Source organism: Endobacterium panacihumi, from assembly GCF_050847465.1.
Lineage (GTDB): Bacteria > Pseudomonadota > Alphaproteobacteria > Rhizobiales > Rhizobiaceae > Neorhizobium > Neorhizobium panacihumi.
In genome coordinates this window covers 473,212-488,193 of the sequence record NZ_JBOZRA010000001.1, presented here as the reverse complement: position 1 = coordinate 488,193, position 14,982 = coordinate 473,212, and the positions used below count along the sequence as shown (strand labels likewise).

Here is a 14,982-nt window from a genome sequence, read left to right as displayed (position 1 = left end):
ACCGCGAGACGCCATTTTCGCAATTGATGCCGTCATCAGCCGACACGATGCGCCTGACACTCCAGATTTCTCGGTCACGGTGGACGCTGTCATTCATATGAATTACAGTCTGATCCGAAGGAGTTTTGCATGGCATCCAACGCACTTATCCAGACCCGCATAGATGCAGAGATCAAGGATCGCGCTGCGGCAGTGCTGGCCGACATGGGCTTGACGGTGTCGGATGCCGTCAGAATTCTGCTGACGCGCACGGCCAATGAGGGCGCCATACCGCTGGAACTCATCAGCAATAGCGAAGCTTATGACAACTGGTTCAAAGCCAAGGTCATCGAAGCCTTGCAGGACACGCGCCCTGACGTTGATGACGAAGAAGTGGAAACCGTTTTTCGCGCACGCCGGATGGTCGCCCGCGGCACAAAAGAGACCGATGATCGATGAAACTCGTTTGGGCACGATTTGCACTCGAAGATCGCGAGGCAATCTTTGTCCATATCGAGAAGGAAAATCCTCAAGCTGCGGCTCGCGTCGATGAAGAAATCGTCCGGTCTGCCCGCCGCCTCATCGATTTCCCTGAAAGCGGCCGTCTGGGACGCATAGCTGGCACTCGGGAGCTGGTCATTCCTCGCCTCCCCTATATCGCAGCCTATGTCGCACTGACGGATCGCGTCAGGATTTTGCGCATTCTCCATAGCGCACAAATCTGGCCAGACGAACTATAGTCAACCGTTCCATCATTAACCGCCTCACGACAGAAACTTCCGAACGATATCGTCTTCCGCCTCCGACCCCGTGAATTCGCTCAGCAGCCGCTTGGCGATCTGCTTGCCTTCGCCACTGACGAGCTCGACCCCACGCATGGCGCATACCCGCACATGCGCATTGTAGATGCGGTGCAGCTGTTCCGGCGTATATGTCCTGCCCTCTGTCATGACGGCGAGATAGGGCGGCACCGCCTGGGACGCAGGGCGTGAGGGGATAACATTTTTGGCAACATCTCTGAATAAGCACAAAATTGGCCATACACGCCTGCCCTCCCCATGAGGAGGGCACGTGCCGGCACGATAAATATCGAGAAAATTCAGGTGCGATCCACGGCAACCGATGGAGGTTTACGATCCTGGGTGCCTACAAACGTAGGTGGGCGCCATATGTCCAAGCCCACAGGCCTGGCCAGGGACAGCTCCCTTTGGATCGAGTATGGCCCCAGGGATTGTGGTTCCTGTCGGGAAGCGCAGAACGCAGATGCAATATAGGCGGTCGCATCACGCACCGCCAGAGGCGACAAGCGGTTGCCAGCGGTTTTTATTCAAGCACAAATGCAGGGCGCGAAAATCCGCCTTGCCCGGCACGATCAGCCTTGGGTTGGCTCCGGCGGGCGAGCGGATAATTTTGCGGTGATATCGCGCAGCCGCACCGTCAGTTCCTCGACCGCCGACACCATCAACGCCTCGTTATGCGCCTTGGCTTCGGCCGCACCCTCGCCGCTGACACGCAGGCTGGCGATCTCGCCCTGCAGATTTTCGACCTTGCGGTTGAGTTCGGCCAGTTCGTCCATGATCATGATGCCGGCCATGACGGTGATCCTCAGATCGCCGATCTCGCCGAACTGACTTTTCAGATGCCCGACATACTGGTCGAAACGGCCGGCCAGCGTTTCGAGATGCTGTTCCTGACCTTCTTCGCAGGCCATGCGATAGGCCTTGCCGTCGATCGTTACCGTGACCTGCGCCATCTGATGCTCAATCCCACTCTTTACCGATCGAGCACGGCGCGGATGGTTTCCATCGCCGTGACCAGACGCCGCGACACTTCGCGATTGACCTCTTCGAGCCGGTTGGCGCGAAACTCCGACTGGTCGAGTTCCTGCGCAAGGCGCGCCCTGTCGGCATGCACGCGACGCACCTCGCCCTCGACTTCCGCGCCCATGCGTTGCCGCTCGGCGCGTGCGTCGATTGCGTTTTCCAGCCCGCCAATGGCGGACTTCAAATCTGAAATGGCAAGCTCCAACGACTTGTCCGTCGGCATCTTTCGCCTTCCCGGTGCATGCAGGAAAGCGACGAATCGCAATGTCCTGACTGTCCAACAGATATGGCAGATTATGCACCGTCACGATGCGGGTCAATAAACCACTGCCTTTACCAACCCTTCTATGTTGTGGATCGACATGTTCTTTTAGCATCTGAGATCGGCTGCACCACATGTGAGCAGGCTGCGTCGAAATGCGGCACTTGCAGGATTTCGCTACGCCCCCATTTGTTGACTTGCGCGATGCACCTGCTAAGGATCAGGCGCTCCCTTTACAGGGCCCGCCAAGGGCCCGCTGACCGACACTCGGACGATAGTGGATAAGCCATGACTTCTCGCGAACAAAACGACCGGATGGCAAATGCGATCCGTTTCCTTGCCATGGATGCCGTCGAAAAGGCGAATTCCGGACACCCGGGCATGCCGATGGGCATGGCCGACGTGGCAACGGTGCTGTTTTCCAAATACCTGAAGTTCGACCCGTTGAAGCCGCATTGGCCGGACCGCGACCGTTTCGTGCTGTCGGCCGGCCACGGCTCGATGCTGCTCTATTCGCTCCTTTATCTAACCGGCTACCCGGACATGACGGTGGAAGACCTCAAGGGTTTCCGCCAGCTCGGCTCCAAGACCGCCGGTCACCCGGAATACGGTCACGCCACCGGCATCGAAACCACCACCGGTCCGCTCGGCCAGGGCATTGCCAATGCCGTCGGCATGGCGATCGCCGAGCGCAAGCTCGCTGACGAATTCGGCTCCGACCTGCAGGATCATTATACTTACGTGATCAACGGCGACGGCTGCCTGATGGAAGGCATCAGCCACGAAGCCATCGCGCTGGCCGGCCACCTGAAGCTCAACAAGCTGGTTCTCTTCTGGGACGACAACTCGATCACCATCGACGGCGCCGTTTCGCTGTCGGATTCGACCGACCAGATCGCCCGCTTCAAGGCCGTCAACTGGAACACGATCCAGATCGATGGTCACGATCAGGCCGCCATCGCCGACGCCATCGAGCAGGCCCACAAGTCTGACCGCCCGACCTTCATCGCCTGCAAGACCGTCATCGGCTTCGGCGCTCCGAACAAGGCCGGCAGCCACAAGGTTCACGGCTCGCCGCTCGGTGCGGATGAAATCGCCGGCACCCGCAAGGCGCTGGGCTGGGAATACGAGCCCTTCGTCGTTCCAAATGACGTCCTCTCCGAATGGCGCGCCGCTGGCACCCGCTCTGCCGATGCCGTCAAGGCATGGGAAGGCCGCCTCGAAAAGTCCGCTCACAAGGCTGAGTTCGACCGCCGTTTTGCAGGCGATCTGCCGGCCGGCTTCGATGCCGCCATTTCGGACTACAAGAAGAAGCTTGCCGAAACCAAGCCGACCGTTGCCACCCGCAAGGCATCGGAAGACGCGCTCGAAGTCATCAACGGTTTCCTGCCGGAAACCATCGGCGGCTCTGCCGACCTGACGCCATCCAACAACACCAAGACCAGCCAGATGGTCTCAATCACGCCGTCCGATTTCACTGGGCGCTACATGCACTGGGGCATTCGTGAACACGGCATGGCGTCGGCCATGAACGGTATCGCGCTGCATGGCGGCCTGATCCCTTACGGCGGCGGCTTCATGATCTTCTCCGATTATTGCCGCCCGCCGATCCGCCTCGCTTCGCTGATGGGCATCCGCGTCATCCACGTTCTGACGCATGACTCGATCGGCGTCGGCGAAGATGGCCCGACCCACCAGCCGGTCGAGCAGATGGCATCGCTGCGCGCCATCCCGAACCTGATGATGTTCCGCCCGGCCGATGCCGTGGAAACGGCCGAATGCTGGCAGATCGCTCTTTCGACCAAGGACCGTCCGTCTGGTCTGGCCCTCACCCGCCAGAACCTGACCACCGTTCGCACCGAATATTCGGAAGAGAACCGTTCGGCCAAGGGCGCCTACACGCTGTCCGGCAATGCTGACGCCAAGGTCACGATCTTCGCCTCCGGTTCGGAAGTCGAACTCGCCGTTGCCGCCGCCACGACGCTCGGCGAAAAGGGCACGACCGTCCGCGTCGTTTCCGTTCCCTCGACCGAACTGTTCTTCGAACAGCCGGACGCCTACCGCGCCGAAATCCTCGGAAAGTCGCCGGTCAAGATCGCCGTCGAAGCCGGCGTGCGCGAGGGCTGGGATGCGTTTATCGGTCCGGAAGGCACGTTCATCGGCATGAAGGGCTTTGGCGCTTCCGGCCCGGCCAAGGATGTCTTCAAGCACTTTGGCATCACGGCTGACGCAATTGTCGCAGCCGCGCAGGCGAAAATTTAATTCGGAATGCCGTCCTAGATCAATTTGGGACGGCATCTCATCGGCCTATATAAAGGCCCCATCATTCAGGGAGAAAGCTTCATATGACTGTTAAGGTTGCTATCAACGGCTTCGGCCGCATCGGCCGTAACGTGCTGCGCGCGATTGTCGAATCCGGCCGCACCGACATCGAAGTCGTTGCCATCAACGATCTCGGCCCGGTCGAAACCAATGCCCACCTGCTGCGCTACGATTCCATCCACGGCAAATTCCCGGCCGAAGTGAAGGTCGAAGGCGACACCATCACCGTTGGCGGCGGCAAGCCGATCAAGGTTACCGCCATCAAGGATCCGGCAACGCTGCCGCACAAGGAACTCGGCGTCGACATCGCGCTGGAATGCACCGGCATCTTCACCGCCCGCGACAAGGCTGCCCTGCACCTGACCGCCGGCGCGAAGCGCGTCATCGTTTCGGCCCCGGCCGACGGCGCCGACCTGACCGTCGTTTTCGGCGTCAACCACGATGCACTGACCAAGGACCACCTGGTCATCTCCAACGCGTCCTGCACCACGAACTGCCTGGTTCCGGTCGTCAAGACGCTGGATGACGCCGTCGGCATCGACCACGGCTTCATGACCACGATCCACTCCTACACGGGTGACCAGCCGACGCTCGACACCATGCACAAGGACCTGTACCGCGCCCGCGCCGCAGCCCTGTCCATGATCCCGACCTCGACCGGCGCCGCCAAGGCTGTCGGCCTCGTTCTGCCGCATCTCAAGGGCCGTCTCGACGGCACCTCGATCCGCGTGCCGACCCCGAACGTCTCGGTCGTCGACTTCAAGTTCGTCGCCAAGAAGAACACCACGGCTGCCGAAATCAACGAAGCCATCAAGGCAGCGTCGAACGGCAAGCTGAAGGGCATTCTCGGTTACACCGAAGAGCCACTGGTTTCGCGCGATTTCAACCACGACAGCCATTCCTCGATCTTTGCGATCGACCAGACCAAGGTTCTGGAAGGCAATTTTGTGCGCGTCCTGTCCTGGTACGACAACGAATGGGGTTTCTCCAACCGCATGGCCGACACCTCGGTCGCGCTGGCAAAGCTCATCTGATCGAGCCAGATGGAATGACGAAAGGGGCGCGGCGAGCGCCCCTTTTTTGTTGATGATTGTGATACTCGTTCTGATGCCGACGGATTGCCCAGCCACGCGGCACAGACCCCTCCGCCGTCATCCCGGCCTTGAGCCGGGACCCAGCAACCGCGCGTCGGCGCGGTGAGAGGACTTCTTTCAGCCCAAAGACTTGGGCTGACTGGATCCCTGTGACAAGCACAGGGATGACGGCGAAAATGGGGACCTACGAGCAGACCTCAGCCACCGCCCTCACCCGCACTTCACCATATCCCCCGGCCGCAATGCCACTGCAAAGCTCCGACCATTCGCAGCCATCACAGGCTTTTCGCGTAACACCACCGGCGAAAGCTTTTCGCATGCGCGCCAGCAGCGCCACATGCAGCTCGATCAGCACTCCGGCTGAAATCTTCATATCCAGCAGATCCCCGACATCCGCCGCCGCCTGTGCATCACGCAGCCGCACGCTGTCGCGGAAACAATGCGCATCCGGTTCGCAGAGCAAAGCCGCACAGACATCATCCGGACCATCAACGACAACGATATCCTCGCCATCCGAAAGCCTGCCGGCAATCCGGTCGTAGTTGGCGACGAAGGCCGGCGTGTATCCCTTGCCCACATAGGTCAGCAGGCAAAGGAGATGATGCGGACGCAACAGAACCGTCATGCCGACCGGCTCAAGCCCTGCCCCGAACAGCCAAGCGCAGCACCGCAGCGCCCAGCGCGGATTTCAGAACCGCGCCAACAAGAAACGGCAGAACGCCGAACAGAAACGCCTTTTCAGCGCCGATCATGAAGCCGAGCACAACGCCGCCGATGGCAAGGCACAGAAGATTGGCGAGCATCATGGACATGAAGGCGAGAACCGGGCGGTGGCCGTTCCATCCGCGCTCAGCCAGCAAGCCGGTTAGCGCCGCGATGATCGGGAACGAGAACAGATAACCGGACGTCGGCCCCATGAAGGGCAGCAGGCCGGACGCACCACCGGCCAGAACCGGCATGCCGGCAGCGGCTTCGACCAGCCATGCGATAACCGTCGCCGCGCCGAGACGCCAGCCATACAACGCACCGATCATGGTGACGGCAAAGGTCTGCATGGTGATCGGCACCGGGATCATCGGCACGGAAATATAGGAAGAGGCAGCCAGAATGCCGGTGCCGAGCAGCACGGCCATGCCCTTCCAGATCAGGGAGGCATTCTGCAAATCAAGCGGGCTGAAGGCCGGTGTGCGTGCATCTGTCGAGAGGTAGTTCATGTGGATCTCCAAATTATAGATAATTTTTAGAATCTATAGCTAATGAATCCACAAGACAGATAAATTGGCAAGCCGCGATGATCACGGCCAGCAAAACACATTGATTAGACAGAGAGAAAATTGATTTTAACGCGGGTTTTTACCGACCCACTGAACATGACGGGACAGCACGGCCGCCGCCTGCTCCACGTCACCGGCACGCAAAGCCACCAGAATGGCGCGATGGTCGCGATCGGTTGGCGCCTCCCATTCGGCCCGCCAGCCGGAAAACAGCAGGCGTGCGCTGGCCATCTGCAAATCATCGATCGCCTTCAAAAGGCGCGGCATGCCGCAGGGCGCAAGGATCAATCGATGAAATGTACGGTTCGCCTCGTCCCAGGCATGCACATCCGCCGCCTTGTCACCGGCATGATTGGCGACCTCCGCCGCATCGAGAATGGCGCGCGTCAGATGCGGCGCGGCATGGCGCAGCGCCAGCACTTCCAGCGCGGCACGCATTTCCGCCACTTCCTTCACCTCATCGAGACTGAAGCTTGCCACCCGCACGCCGCGACGCGGTTCGCTGACGACGAGCCCCTGCGATTCCAGCAGGCGAAAAGCCTCGCGCACCGGCACATGGCTGGTGCCGAATTCTTCGGCGATATGGTCCTGCCGCAGCTTCGCTCCGGCCGCGATCGTGCCGGCGATGATGCGTTCGGCAAGCATGCGGCTGATACGGACGGCGATCGTGTCTGATTTGGCGGTCGTCATGAAATTATAGATAATTCAACCGAACACGCGCGTCGAGTGGGTATCAGCAGTCATGGCAATTTCCCAACATTGCCTTGATCCGATCGCAACCGGACGAGCAGTTCACATATTTTCAGGCAATTTTTCCTTGTCGGGCAGGCTCCGCGCGACATGTGTGGGGAAGAAACGAACCGGCAAATAGCCTGAGCGAGAGAAAGCAGGGACGACGCCACGCCAAATCTCAAAATCTAATCGTTTGATATGTTCGAAACACTAAAATCGGCTGGAAGGCGCGCGCCACACGGTTGATGCGCTGCATAAATCTGTCGTAAGGCGCGAATCCGACGGGCTCGTGACCGGGCTTACGCACATAAATTCATCAAGGCAACGAATGCACGGGCCAGGACGACCAGGCCGCGCATTGGAGGAGTTAGATTTTGCCGGAATTTGAACAGACACTGGGCGCAGGCGCCCTCATTTCCATCGCCGCGGGCGCAGTTTTGCTGCTGCTAGTTCTCATCATCCAGTTTCGTGTCCACGCTTTCGTGGCGCTGATCCTCGTCAGCTTCCTGACGGCACTGGTCACAGGCATTCCCGCCGCCAACATCCTGACGACACTCACCTCGGCCTTCGGCTCGACGCTCGGCGGCGTGGCTTTGCTCGTTGGTCTTGGCGCCATGCTCGGCCGTCTGCTGGAAGTCTCCGGCGGCGCACAGGCGCTGGCCGATGACCTGGTTCGGCGGTTCGGTGAAAAACGCGCGCCGATGGCGCTCGGCATCGCCTCGCTATTCTTCGGTTTCCCGATCTTCTTCGATGCCGGCCTCGTTGTCATGCTGCCGGTGATGTTCACCGTAGCGCGCCGTCTCGGTGGCAGCCTTCTGCTTTATGGTATCCCGGTCGCCACGGCGTTTTCGGTCATGCACGTTTTCGTGCCGCCGCATCCCGGTCCCGTTGCTGCCGCCGAATTGCTGGGCGCCGATGTCGGCCTGCTGATCCTGGTCGGCCTGATCGTCGCCATCCCCACCTGGATCCTTGCCGGCCACTTCTTCGGCAAATGGATCGGCAACCGTATCGACCTGCCGGTGCCGGAAAATGCTTCCGAAGAAAAGTCCTCGGAAGACACGATCACGCCACCGAGCTCGGCTCTGGTCGTTGCCCTTCTGGTTCTGCCGCTGCTGCTTATCTTCATCAACACCGGCCTCGATTTCGCCCGCGCTCAGGAATGGGTGAGCAAGGACGCCGGCTGGTTCCAGCTCGCACGCACCATCGGCGCAACGCCGATCGCGCTGCTGATCTCTGTTCTAGTGGCTTCTTATGCCCTGGGTCCGATGCGCGGCCGCGCCGCCATCAAGGTCGAACGCATCGTCGAATCCGCGCTTGGTCCGGTCTGCTCGGTCATCCTGATCACCGGTGCCGGCGGCATGTTCGGCGGCGTTCTGCGTGCATCCGGCATCGGCAACGCCCTGTCGGGCGCGCTTGCCGATATCGGCATGCCGGTCTTCGTCGCGGGCTTCCTGATCTCGACCGCTCTGCGCGTCGCACAGGGTTCGGCCACCGTTGCGCTGATCACCGCCGCCGGCCTCGTGCAGCCTGCCATCCAAGCAGCCGGTTACCAGGGCCTCGAACTGGCAGCTATCGTTATTGCGGTTGCCTCCGGTTCGGTCATGCTCTCGCATGTCAACGATTCAGGCTTCTGGCTGGTCGGCCGTTTCTTCAACATGGACATCAAGACCACGTTCAAGACCTGGACCGTGATGCAGACAATGGTGGGCCTGATCGGTTTTGCACTCTCCGGCCTGATCTTCTGGCTGGCATAAGCACCACAATTCTGCACCTTGATCACGGAAAAGCGGGGCGGAGCAATCCGCCCCGCTTTTCTTATGTAAAATTTACCCTCTGCCCTTCTCTTGCCCCTTTTACCTCCGCCTTATTGGCCACTGCCTGATTCCCGCCGGCATGAGCCGGACCTGCGTCGCATTACCCGTTTTCGTCCATGACGGACGAAGCCCGGCCCGTTTTCACGGATGCCGCAACGCGGATGCCATGACCGGAAACCCGACAGTGTTGTGACGACGCGGACATCCGAAAACGGAAAAGGAAAGACAGGCAGTGGAGGCATTTTACATCATTCTGCTGGTGAGCACGGTGCTCGTGCTGGCGGCAGCCTTTTCGAGCCTCATCGCTTTCCGCTTCGGCGCACCGCTTCTGCTCGTCTTCCTGATGATCGGCCTTGCCGCCGGCTCGGATGGTCTCGGCATCCGCTTCGACAACAATCCACTCGCCTATATGATCGGATCGCTGGCGCTGGCGATCATCCTGTTCGATTCAGGTTTCGGCACGTCCGTCCATTCGTTCAAAATCGCCGCCCTGCCGGCGCTGGCACTCGCCTCCGTCGGCGTGTTGCTCACGGCGATCATCTTTGCCTTCGCCGCTTCGCTTCTCCTCGGCTTCACATGGCTGGAAGGCCTGCTGCTCGGCTCCATCGTCGCCTCGACGGATGCGGCGGCCGTCTTCTTCCTCCTGCGCATCGGCGGCATCCATATCCGCGACAAGGTGCGCTCGACGCTGGAAGTGGAATCCGGCACCAACGATCCGATGGCGATTTTTCTGACGCTTTCGCTGGTGCAGGTCGTCAGCCTGGGCCATGGCGCCAGCGGCCTCAATATCGAGCTGCTGGCCGAGTTCGTGCAGGAAATGGGCCTTGGCCTGATCTTTGGTCTGCTTGGCGGCATGATGATCGTCGCCATCGTCAACCGTTTTGCCGCCGACCGCGGCCTTGCCCCGATCTTCGTGCTCGGCCTTGCTCTCCTTGTCTTTTCCTTCACCGGCACGCTCGGTGGCAGCGGTTTTCTCGCCGTCTATGTGGCGGGCATCTATGCGGGCAGCCGCAAGATTTTTGCCAAGGAAGCGATCCGTCGCTTTCAGGACGGGCTGACATGGCTGGCGCAGATCATCATGTTTCTGGTCCTCGGCCTGCTCGCCACCCCCTCGCAATTCGGCGATATCGCGCTGCCGGCCATCGCCCTTGCGCTGTTCCTGATCTTTGTCGCCCGCCCCATCGCCGTGTGGCTCAGCCTTCTGCCCTTCGATTTCACCCAGCAGGAAATCGGCTTTTTCGCCTGGGTGGGCCTGCGCGGCGCCGTCTCCATCCTGCTTGCCATTCTACCGGTCATGGGCGAGGTGCCACACGGGCAGGTCTATTTCAACACCGCCTTCATCATCGTTCTCGTCTCGCTTCTCCTGCAGGGCTGGACCATCAAGCCGGTGGCGCAAAAACTCGGGCTGATCATTCCGCCGCGCATCGGCGAGGTCGACAAGCTGGAACTGGACCTGCCCGGCCGTGCCAATCACGAACTGATCACCTACCGCGTCGCAAAGGACAGCGCGGTTCTGCGCGGCGAGCGCATTCCCCGCTGGGCCACACCTTCGCTCGTCATCCGCGACGGCCGCAGCATGCGTTACCAATATGCAGGGCGCCTGAAGGAAAACGATCAGGTCTACCTGTTCATTGCCCCCGGTTATTCCCGCCTGCTCGACCGGCTGTTTGCTAGCCGCCTGCCGGCGGAGGAAGACGATGCCGACTTTTTCGGCGCCTTCGCCATCTCCCCTGCCCGGCCAGCAAAGGAACTGGACGCCGCTTACGGTCCCGGCCTGCTGACGGCAGCCGAACAGGGCATGACCGTTTCCGAACTCATCCTGCACCGCCTGAGCGGTCATGCCGAATATGCCGACCGCGTGCGCCTCGGCTCAATCATCCTAATCGTGCGCGATCTCGACGAGCAGAACCATATCAGCGGCGTGGGCATTTCGCTGGAACCGGTGGAACCGGCCACCGGCCTGCCGATTTTCATCAACATGCGCGAAATCGCCCACCGCATCCGGGACACGCTCAGACGCTACCGGGCACGAGCGAAGGAAGCCCGAGAAAAGGCGGCGCAGGATAAGGCAGCAACTGGGGAGTGAGGCTGCTTATCAAGCTGATGGCGTGATCAATTCGACAGTCGGAAAATAACTGCGATACCGGCCGACATCGCGCGTCAGCACAGGCAGCTTTTCGATGGCAGCGTGGGCACCGATCATGAAATCCGGCAGAACGCCAGTACGCGTACCGCCTGCACCGCGATACTGCGTAAAAACCTTGGCCGCGAGAAACAGCGCCGCCCGCGGAAACGTAGCCATCACCAATTGAGCATCCGCGATGAATACATCCAGATCCTCGATACGCTCATAACGAACCGCAAGTTCGGCATAGACGATGTCGTTGATCAGCAACGGGCCGCGAAGGCTGGCATTTTCCAACTGTTCGATGGACCACCCTGCCCATACAGGGTCGTCTGTCACCAGATCCAGCAGGACATTGGTATCGACAAGCGTCACGGCTCACCGCGGGTCAGCGCCATGATCGTATCGGTATCAATCCCGTCCCCCGCATGTCCGCGCAATGTCTGGAAGCGACTGGCCGGCTTTTCCTCGCCTACAGGCATCAACACCACGCGGCCGTCTTCATCCCGATGAAAATCGACCTTGCTGCCGGGCGTGATGCCAAGCAGGTCGCGCACAGCCTTGGGGATCGTCACCTGCCCTTTTGCTGTCACCGTCGTGCTCATGCCTTGTGCCTCGTAATACCGGACGGAAACAAGGTATTACCTTGTGTGACATCTTTCAAGCTGAGCACGGCAAAGTGGCAGCCTCGACATCGCGCCCTACATTGCCACCACAAACAGATGTCAGGACCACGCATCATGGACGACACAATCCGCTCCCGCGCCGTCGGCTGTTTGCTCGGGCAACTGTCCGGCGATGCGCTCGGTTCTCTGGTGGAATTCAAGACGCCACAGCAAATCCGCCAAAAATATCCTCTTGGCGTGCGCGAAATGCATGATGGCGGCACATGGAACACGATTGCCGGCCAGCCGACCGACGATTCCGAAATGGCGCTGGCGCTTGCCCGCTCGATCGTTGCCAACGGCAGTTATGTTCAGGATGCCGCACGAAAAGCCTATGAGGACTGGCTGCACTCGCGCCCGTTCGATATCGGCAACACCGTGCGCGACGGTCTCGATTATCTGCCCAATCATGAAAGCCAGGCCAATGGCGCGCTGATGCGCATTGCGCCGCTCGGCATTTTTGGCGCAGGCCTGCCGCTGCAACAGGTCGGCGCATGGGCGGAACAGGATGCAGTCATCAGCCATCCCAACCCGGTCTGCCGGCAGATCAACAACCTGTTCGCCCGCGCCATTTCCCATGCCATCGTCACCGGCCCGACACCGCGTGAACTTTACGAGGCGATCAGGGTATGGGCGAAGGAACTGGGCGTTTCTCCAGCCGTGCAGGACGTGATCGCGGCTGCGGAACATGCACCACCCAACGATTTTACTCACCAGCAGGGCTGGGTGATGATCGCCTTCCGCAACGCGCTCTTCCAGTTGCTCTCTGCCCCGTCGCTGGAAGAAGGCGTGGTGCGGACAATCGCCGGCGGTGGTGATACGGACACCAATGCGGCAATCGCCGGAGCACTGCTCGGTGCCGTTCATGGAGAGGCGGCGATCCCGACGCAATGGCGGCAAAGCATACTCTCCTGCCGGCCGGAACAAGGGCGGGAGAATGTGCATCGGCCGAGGCCGCAGATTTATTGGCCGGTGGATGCGGTGGAGCTGGCGGACATGCTGCTGACCGCCGGAAGGCATCCAGCCGTTAAGAGCCAGTTCGACGAATTTTCCGAAAATTAAGTTTACATTCGCACAAGCGGGGTTCTCCTTATTCCTGACCAGAATTCGGGCAAGACACACCTCAGGTTGTTGTTTGAGGTCTTTTCCCATGCAGTCTTTAAAAGCCAGAATACGCATTGCAGTGGTTTTCGGTGGCCGCTCCAGCGAACATGAAGTGTCGATCATGTCGGCAACCAATGTCATGCGGGCGCTGGACCCGCAGAAATACGATCCGCTGCCGATTTTCGTAGACCGTGAAGGCCGCTGGCTGCAAAGCAGTTTTGCCGATGGCGTTCTGGAAACACCGGCAGCCGGCATGGAAATCTGCTTCCTGCCAGGTGGCCGTGGCCGTTTTCTCAAACTTGGCCAAAACGGGCAGGCGGCGGAAGGCGACAGAGTCGACATCGTCTTTCCGGTCCTGCATGGATCGCATGGCGAGGATGGTTCGATACAAGGGCTGTGCGAGGTGGCGCGTGTGCCGCTGGCCGGCTGCGGCATCCTCGGCTCAGCCACAGCGCTCGACAAGAATATTGCCAAACAATTGCTCAAGGCCGCCGGGCTTCCGGTCGCGCGGTCGGTGACAATCCATCAGTCGGACGCCCCCTCGCTGGATACCTTGGAGGCACAACTCGGGCTACCCATCTTCATCAAACCGGCAAGGCAGGGCTCGTCGGTCGGTGTGCGCAAGGTTTCCGGCAGCCAGGAATTCGCACCTGTTCTTACCGAGGCGTTCAGCCATGATGCCAAACTGCTGGCGGAGGAATTTGTCGCGGGCCGCGAGATCGAATTCAGCGTGCTGGAAGCGCCGGACGGCAGCCTGTTCGTTTCCCGCCCCGGCGAGATCGCTCCCGCCGAAAGCCACGGATTTTACAGTTACAATGCCAAATATGTCGACGAGAACGGCGCCGCCCTGAAAGTGCCCGCAGACCTGCCTGCCGAGGTGGAAAGCAGCATGCGCGCCATCGCCGCCGACGCCTTCCGGGCCCTAGGCTGCGACGGCATGGCCCGCGTCGATTTCTTCCTAAGGGAAGACATGTCATTCGTCGTCAACGAGGTGAACACGATCCCGGGCTTTACCGACATCAGCATGTATTCGAAAGCCATGGCGGCGAGCGGGGTCAGCTATGCCGAGGTGATCGACAGGCTGGTGCAGCACGGGATGGCACGGGGAGGCTGAGCGCCGTGATCGAGGCCCACAGCTCTTGAACAGATGTCAACTCAGGTTTACATTGCGGCATGTTCACCATTCGGGAAACGTTCGAGTTCGCAAGCTGGCTCGATAGCCTTCGTGATCAGCGGGCAAAATCCCGTATCGTCGAGCGTGTCACTCGCCTTGCGGCCGGAAACCCGGGCGATGTGAAACCGGTCGGTGATGGCATCAGCGAACTGCGCATCGATTACGGACCCGGTTATCGCGTCTATTTCGTTCGGGATGGAACGGTTGTGTATGTCCTGCTCTGCGGTGGCGACAAGAGCACGCAGGATCGAGACATTCGCCTCGCCCAAAAACTGGCAAGGCAATTGAAGGAGTAACGGCATGCCCCTTGAGACTCGGGAATTCGATGCAGCACGTTATCTCGAAACGAATGAAGCGATCGAGGAATATTTGGTGGCAGCGAGCGAAGACGGCGATCCACAACTGATCGCCCAGGCACTTGGCGTGATCGCACGCGCACGCGGCATGTCTGAACTTTCACGCACAACAGGCCTGCCGCGGCAATCGCTTTACAAGGCACTGAGTGGCGAGGGAAATCCGGAATTCGGCACGATCGCCAAGGTAGCGGATGCACTCGGCTTCAAGATTTCACTGGTTACAAAGACCAGTTCGACCCAGCCGGAAGACGCCTGATC

At 60.2% G+C, this 14,982-nt stretch carries 18 protein-coding genes and 1 other RNA gene; 10 read left to right on the top strand and 9 right to left on the bottom strand.

The genetic code is table 11. The features are described from left to right. The first annotated feature begins 129 nt into the window (after positions 1-129). Together ACRQ1B_RS02360 and ACRQ1B_RS02355 are read left to right on the top strand one after the other, a co-directional pair. Positions 130-438, top strand: a complete 309-nt coding sequence (locus tag ACRQ1B_RS02360) for a type II toxin-antitoxin system RelB/DinJ family antitoxin (protein ID WP_432292060.1) — start codon at positions 130-132, stop codon at positions 436-438. Further along, a complete protein-coding gene (locus ACRQ1B_RS02355) occupies positions 435-719 on the top strand; it encodes a type II toxin-antitoxin system RelE/ParE family toxin (protein WP_432292059.1) in 285 nt (94 codons plus the stop codon). The genes ACRQ1B_RS02360 and ACRQ1B_RS02355 overlap by 4 nt, the downstream gene beginning before the upstream one ends. 24 nt (positions 720-743) lie before the next feature. On the opposite strand, the gene ACRQ1B_RS02350 is transcribed toward ACRQ1B_RS02355, so the two are convergent. The 4 genes from ACRQ1B_RS02350 to ACRQ1B_RS02335 all read right to left on the bottom strand — a co-directional run bounded on the left by ACRQ1B_RS02350 (position 744) and on the right by ACRQ1B_RS02335 (position 2,025). Continuing rightward, positions 744-950 carry a hypothetical protein gene (locus ACRQ1B_RS02350; RefSeq protein ID WP_432292058.1) on the bottom strand — a complete coding sequence of 69 codons (207 nt, stop codon included), beginning with the start codon at positions 948-950 and terminating at the stop codon, positions 744-746. A 132-nt stretch (positions 951-1,082) separates the two neighbouring features. Next, a non-coding RNA gene (gene ssrS / locus ACRQ1B_RS02345) (6S RNA) lies at positions 1,083-1,241 on the bottom strand. Between the two features lie 110 nt (positions 1,242-1,351). Further along, the gene (locus tag ACRQ1B_RS02340; RefSeq protein ID WP_432292057.1) at positions 1,352-1,732 is read right to left on the bottom strand and encodes a cell division protein ZapA; all 381 of its coding nucleotides are present in this window, start codon (positions 1,730-1,732) and stop codon (positions 1,352-1,354) included. 20 nt (positions 1,733-1,752) lie between these two features. Continuing rightward, complete coding sequence (locus tag ACRQ1B_RS02335; protein ID WP_432292056.1) at positions 1,753-2,025, bottom strand: DUF4164 domain-containing protein; 273 nt, start codon at positions 2,023-2,025, stop codon at positions 1,753-1,755. Between the two features lie 327 nt (positions 2,026-2,352). Here ACRQ1B_RS02335 and tkt point away from each other — a divergent pair, with 327 nt between their 5' ends. Continuing rightward, the gene (tkt, locus tag ACRQ1B_RS02330; protein WP_432292055.1) at positions 2,353-4,326 is read left to right on the top strand and encodes a transketolase; all 1,974 of its coding nucleotides are present in this window, start codon (positions 2,353-2,355) and stop codon (positions 4,324-4,326) included. Positions 4,327-4,409: 83 nt separating this feature from the next. Further along, on the top strand, positions 4,410-5,420 hold the full coding sequence (gene gap / locus ACRQ1B_RS02325; protein ID WP_432292054.1) for a type I glyceraldehyde-3-phosphate dehydrogenase: 1,011 nt from the start codon (positions 4,410-4,412) through the stop codon (positions 5,418-5,420). A gap of 244 nt (positions 5,421-5,664) precedes the next feature. Here the strand turns inward: gap and ACRQ1B_RS02320 are convergent, their stop codons facing one another. The 3 genes from ACRQ1B_RS02320 to ACRQ1B_RS02310 form a co-directional block, all read right to left on the bottom strand. Beyond that, positions 5,665-6,105 (bottom strand): DUF1284 domain-containing protein, encoded by a 441-nt coding sequence (locus ACRQ1B_RS02320; RefSeq protein ID WP_432292053.1) that lies wholly within the window; start codon positions 6,103-6,105, stop codon positions 5,665-5,667. Positions 6,106-6,115: 10 nt separating this feature from the next. Then, on the bottom strand, positions 6,116-6,694 hold the full coding sequence (locus ACRQ1B_RS02315; protein WP_432292052.1) for a biotin transporter BioY: 579 nt from the start codon (positions 6,692-6,694) through the stop codon (positions 6,116-6,118). Between the two features lie 126 nt (positions 6,695-6,820). Further along, positions 6,821-7,444, bottom strand: a complete 624-nt coding sequence (locus ACRQ1B_RS02310) for a GntR family transcriptional regulator (RefSeq protein WP_432292051.1) — start codon at positions 7,442-7,444, stop codon at positions 6,821-6,823. A gap of 416 nt (positions 7,445-7,860) precedes the next feature. On the opposite strand from ACRQ1B_RS02310, the gene ACRQ1B_RS02305 reads away from it, so the two are divergent. Together ACRQ1B_RS02305 and ACRQ1B_RS02300 are read left to right on the top strand one after the other, a co-directional pair. Next, positions 7,861-9,240: a GntP family permease gene (locus ACRQ1B_RS02305; RefSeq protein ID WP_432292050.1), complete on the top strand. Its 1,380-nt coding sequence runs from the start codon at positions 7,861-7,863 to the stop codon at positions 9,238-9,240. A 292-nt stretch (positions 9,241-9,532) separates the two neighbouring features. Next, positions 9,533-11,386, top strand: coding sequence for a potassium/proton antiporter (locus ACRQ1B_RS02300; RefSeq protein WP_432292049.1), 1,854 nt, complete (start codon positions 9,533-9,535; stop codon positions 11,384-11,386). Positions 11,387-11,395: 9 nt separating this feature from the next. On the opposite strand, the gene ACRQ1B_RS02295 is transcribed toward ACRQ1B_RS02300, so the two are convergent. Further along, positions 11,396-11,800 (bottom strand): type II toxin-antitoxin system VapC family toxin, encoded by a 405-nt coding sequence (locus ACRQ1B_RS02295; RefSeq protein WP_432292048.1) that lies wholly within the window; start codon positions 11,798-11,800, stop codon positions 11,396-11,398. Next, complete coding sequence (locus tag ACRQ1B_RS02290) at positions 11,797-12,030, bottom strand: AbrB/MazE/SpoVT family DNA-binding domain-containing protein (RefSeq protein WP_432292047.1); 234 nt, start codon at positions 12,028-12,030, stop codon at positions 11,797-11,799. Before ACRQ1B_RS02290 ends, ACRQ1B_RS02295 begins: the two co-directional genes overlap by 4 nt. Before the next feature lie 135 nt (positions 12,031-12,165). Here ACRQ1B_RS02290 and ACRQ1B_RS02285 point away from each other — a divergent pair, with 135 nt between their 5' ends. From ACRQ1B_RS02285 to ACRQ1B_RS02270, 4 genes are all read left to right on the top strand, one after another. Then, positions 12,166-13,152, top strand: a complete 987-nt coding sequence (locus ACRQ1B_RS02285) for an ADP-ribosylglycohydrolase family protein (RefSeq protein WP_432292046.1) — start codon at positions 12,166-12,168, stop codon at positions 13,150-13,152. An 88-nt stretch (positions 13,153-13,240) separates the two neighbouring features. Next, entirely contained in the window at positions 13,241-14,308 is a 1,068-nt protein-coding gene (locus ACRQ1B_RS02280; RefSeq protein WP_432292045.1) for a D-alanine--D-alanine ligase family protein, read from the top strand. 59 nt (positions 14,309-14,367) lie between these two features. After that, positions 14,368-14,664 (top strand): type II toxin-antitoxin system RelE/ParE family toxin, encoded by a 297-nt coding sequence (locus ACRQ1B_RS02275; protein WP_432292044.1) that lies wholly within the window; start codon positions 14,368-14,370, stop codon positions 14,662-14,664. Positions 14,665-14,668: 4 nt separating this feature from the next. Continuing rightward, on the top strand, positions 14,669-14,980 hold the full coding sequence (locus ACRQ1B_RS02270; RefSeq protein WP_432292043.1) for an addiction module antidote protein: 312 nt from the start codon (positions 14,669-14,671) through the stop codon (positions 14,978-14,980). Positions 14,981-14,982 lie beyond the last annotated feature (2 nt).

What these genes read in the sequence shown, in the direction of transcription:
- ACRQ1B_RS02360 (WP_432292060.1), top strand. Translation starts at nt 130, where the DNA reads ATGGCATCCAACGCACTTATCCAGACCCGCATAGATGCAGAGATCAAG.
- ACRQ1B_RS02355 (WP_432292059.1), top strand. Translation starts at nt 435, where the DNA reads ATGAAACTCGTTTGGGCACGATTTGCACTCGAAGATCGCGAGGCAATC.
- ACRQ1B_RS02340 (WP_432292057.1), bottom strand. Translation starts at nt 1,732, where the DNA reads ATGGCGCAGGTCACGGTAACGATCGACGGCAAGGCCTATCGCATGGCC.
- ACRQ1B_RS02335 (WP_432292056.1), bottom strand. Translation starts at nt 2,025, where the DNA reads ATGCCGACGGACAAGTCGTTGGAGCTTGCCATTTCAGATTTGAAGTCC.
- tkt (WP_432292055.1), top strand. Translation starts at nt 2,353, where the DNA reads ATGACTTCTCGCGAACAAAACGACCGGATGGCAAATGCGATCCGTTTC.
- gap (WP_432292054.1), top strand. Translation starts at nt 4,410, where the DNA reads ATGACTGTTAAGGTTGCTATCAACGGCTTCGGCCGCATCGGCCGTAAC.
- ACRQ1B_RS02320 (WP_432292053.1), bottom strand. Translation starts at nt 6,105, where the DNA reads ATGACGGTTCTGTTGCGTCCGCATCATCTCCTTTGCCTGCTGACCTAT.
- ACRQ1B_RS02315 (WP_432292052.1), bottom strand. Translation starts at nt 6,694, where the DNA reads ATGAACTACCTCTCGACAGATGCACGCACACCGGCCTTCAGCCCGCTT.
- ACRQ1B_RS02310 (WP_432292051.1), bottom strand. Translation starts at nt 7,444, where the DNA reads ATGACGACCGCCAAATCAGACACGATCGCCGTCCGTATCAGCCGCATG.
- ACRQ1B_RS02290 (WP_432292047.1), bottom strand. Translation starts at nt 12,030, where the DNA reads ATGAGCACGACGGTGACAGCAAAAGGGCAGGTGACGATCCCCAAGGCT.
- ACRQ1B_RS02285 (WP_432292046.1), top strand. Translation starts at nt 12,166, where the DNA reads ATGGACGACACAATCCGCTCCCGCGCCGTCGGCTGTTTGCTCGGGCAA.
- ACRQ1B_RS02280 (WP_432292045.1), top strand. Translation starts at nt 13,241, where the DNA reads ATGCAGTCTTTAAAAGCCAGAATACGCATTGCAGTGGTTTTCGGTGGC.
- ACRQ1B_RS02275 (WP_432292044.1), top strand. Translation starts at nt 14,368, where the DNA reads ATGTTCACCATTCGGGAAACGTTCGAGTTCGCAAGCTGGCTCGATAGC.
- ACRQ1B_RS02270 (WP_432292043.1), top strand. Translation starts at nt 14,669, where the DNA reads ATGCCCCTTGAGACTCGGGAATTCGATGCAGCACGTTATCTCGAAACG.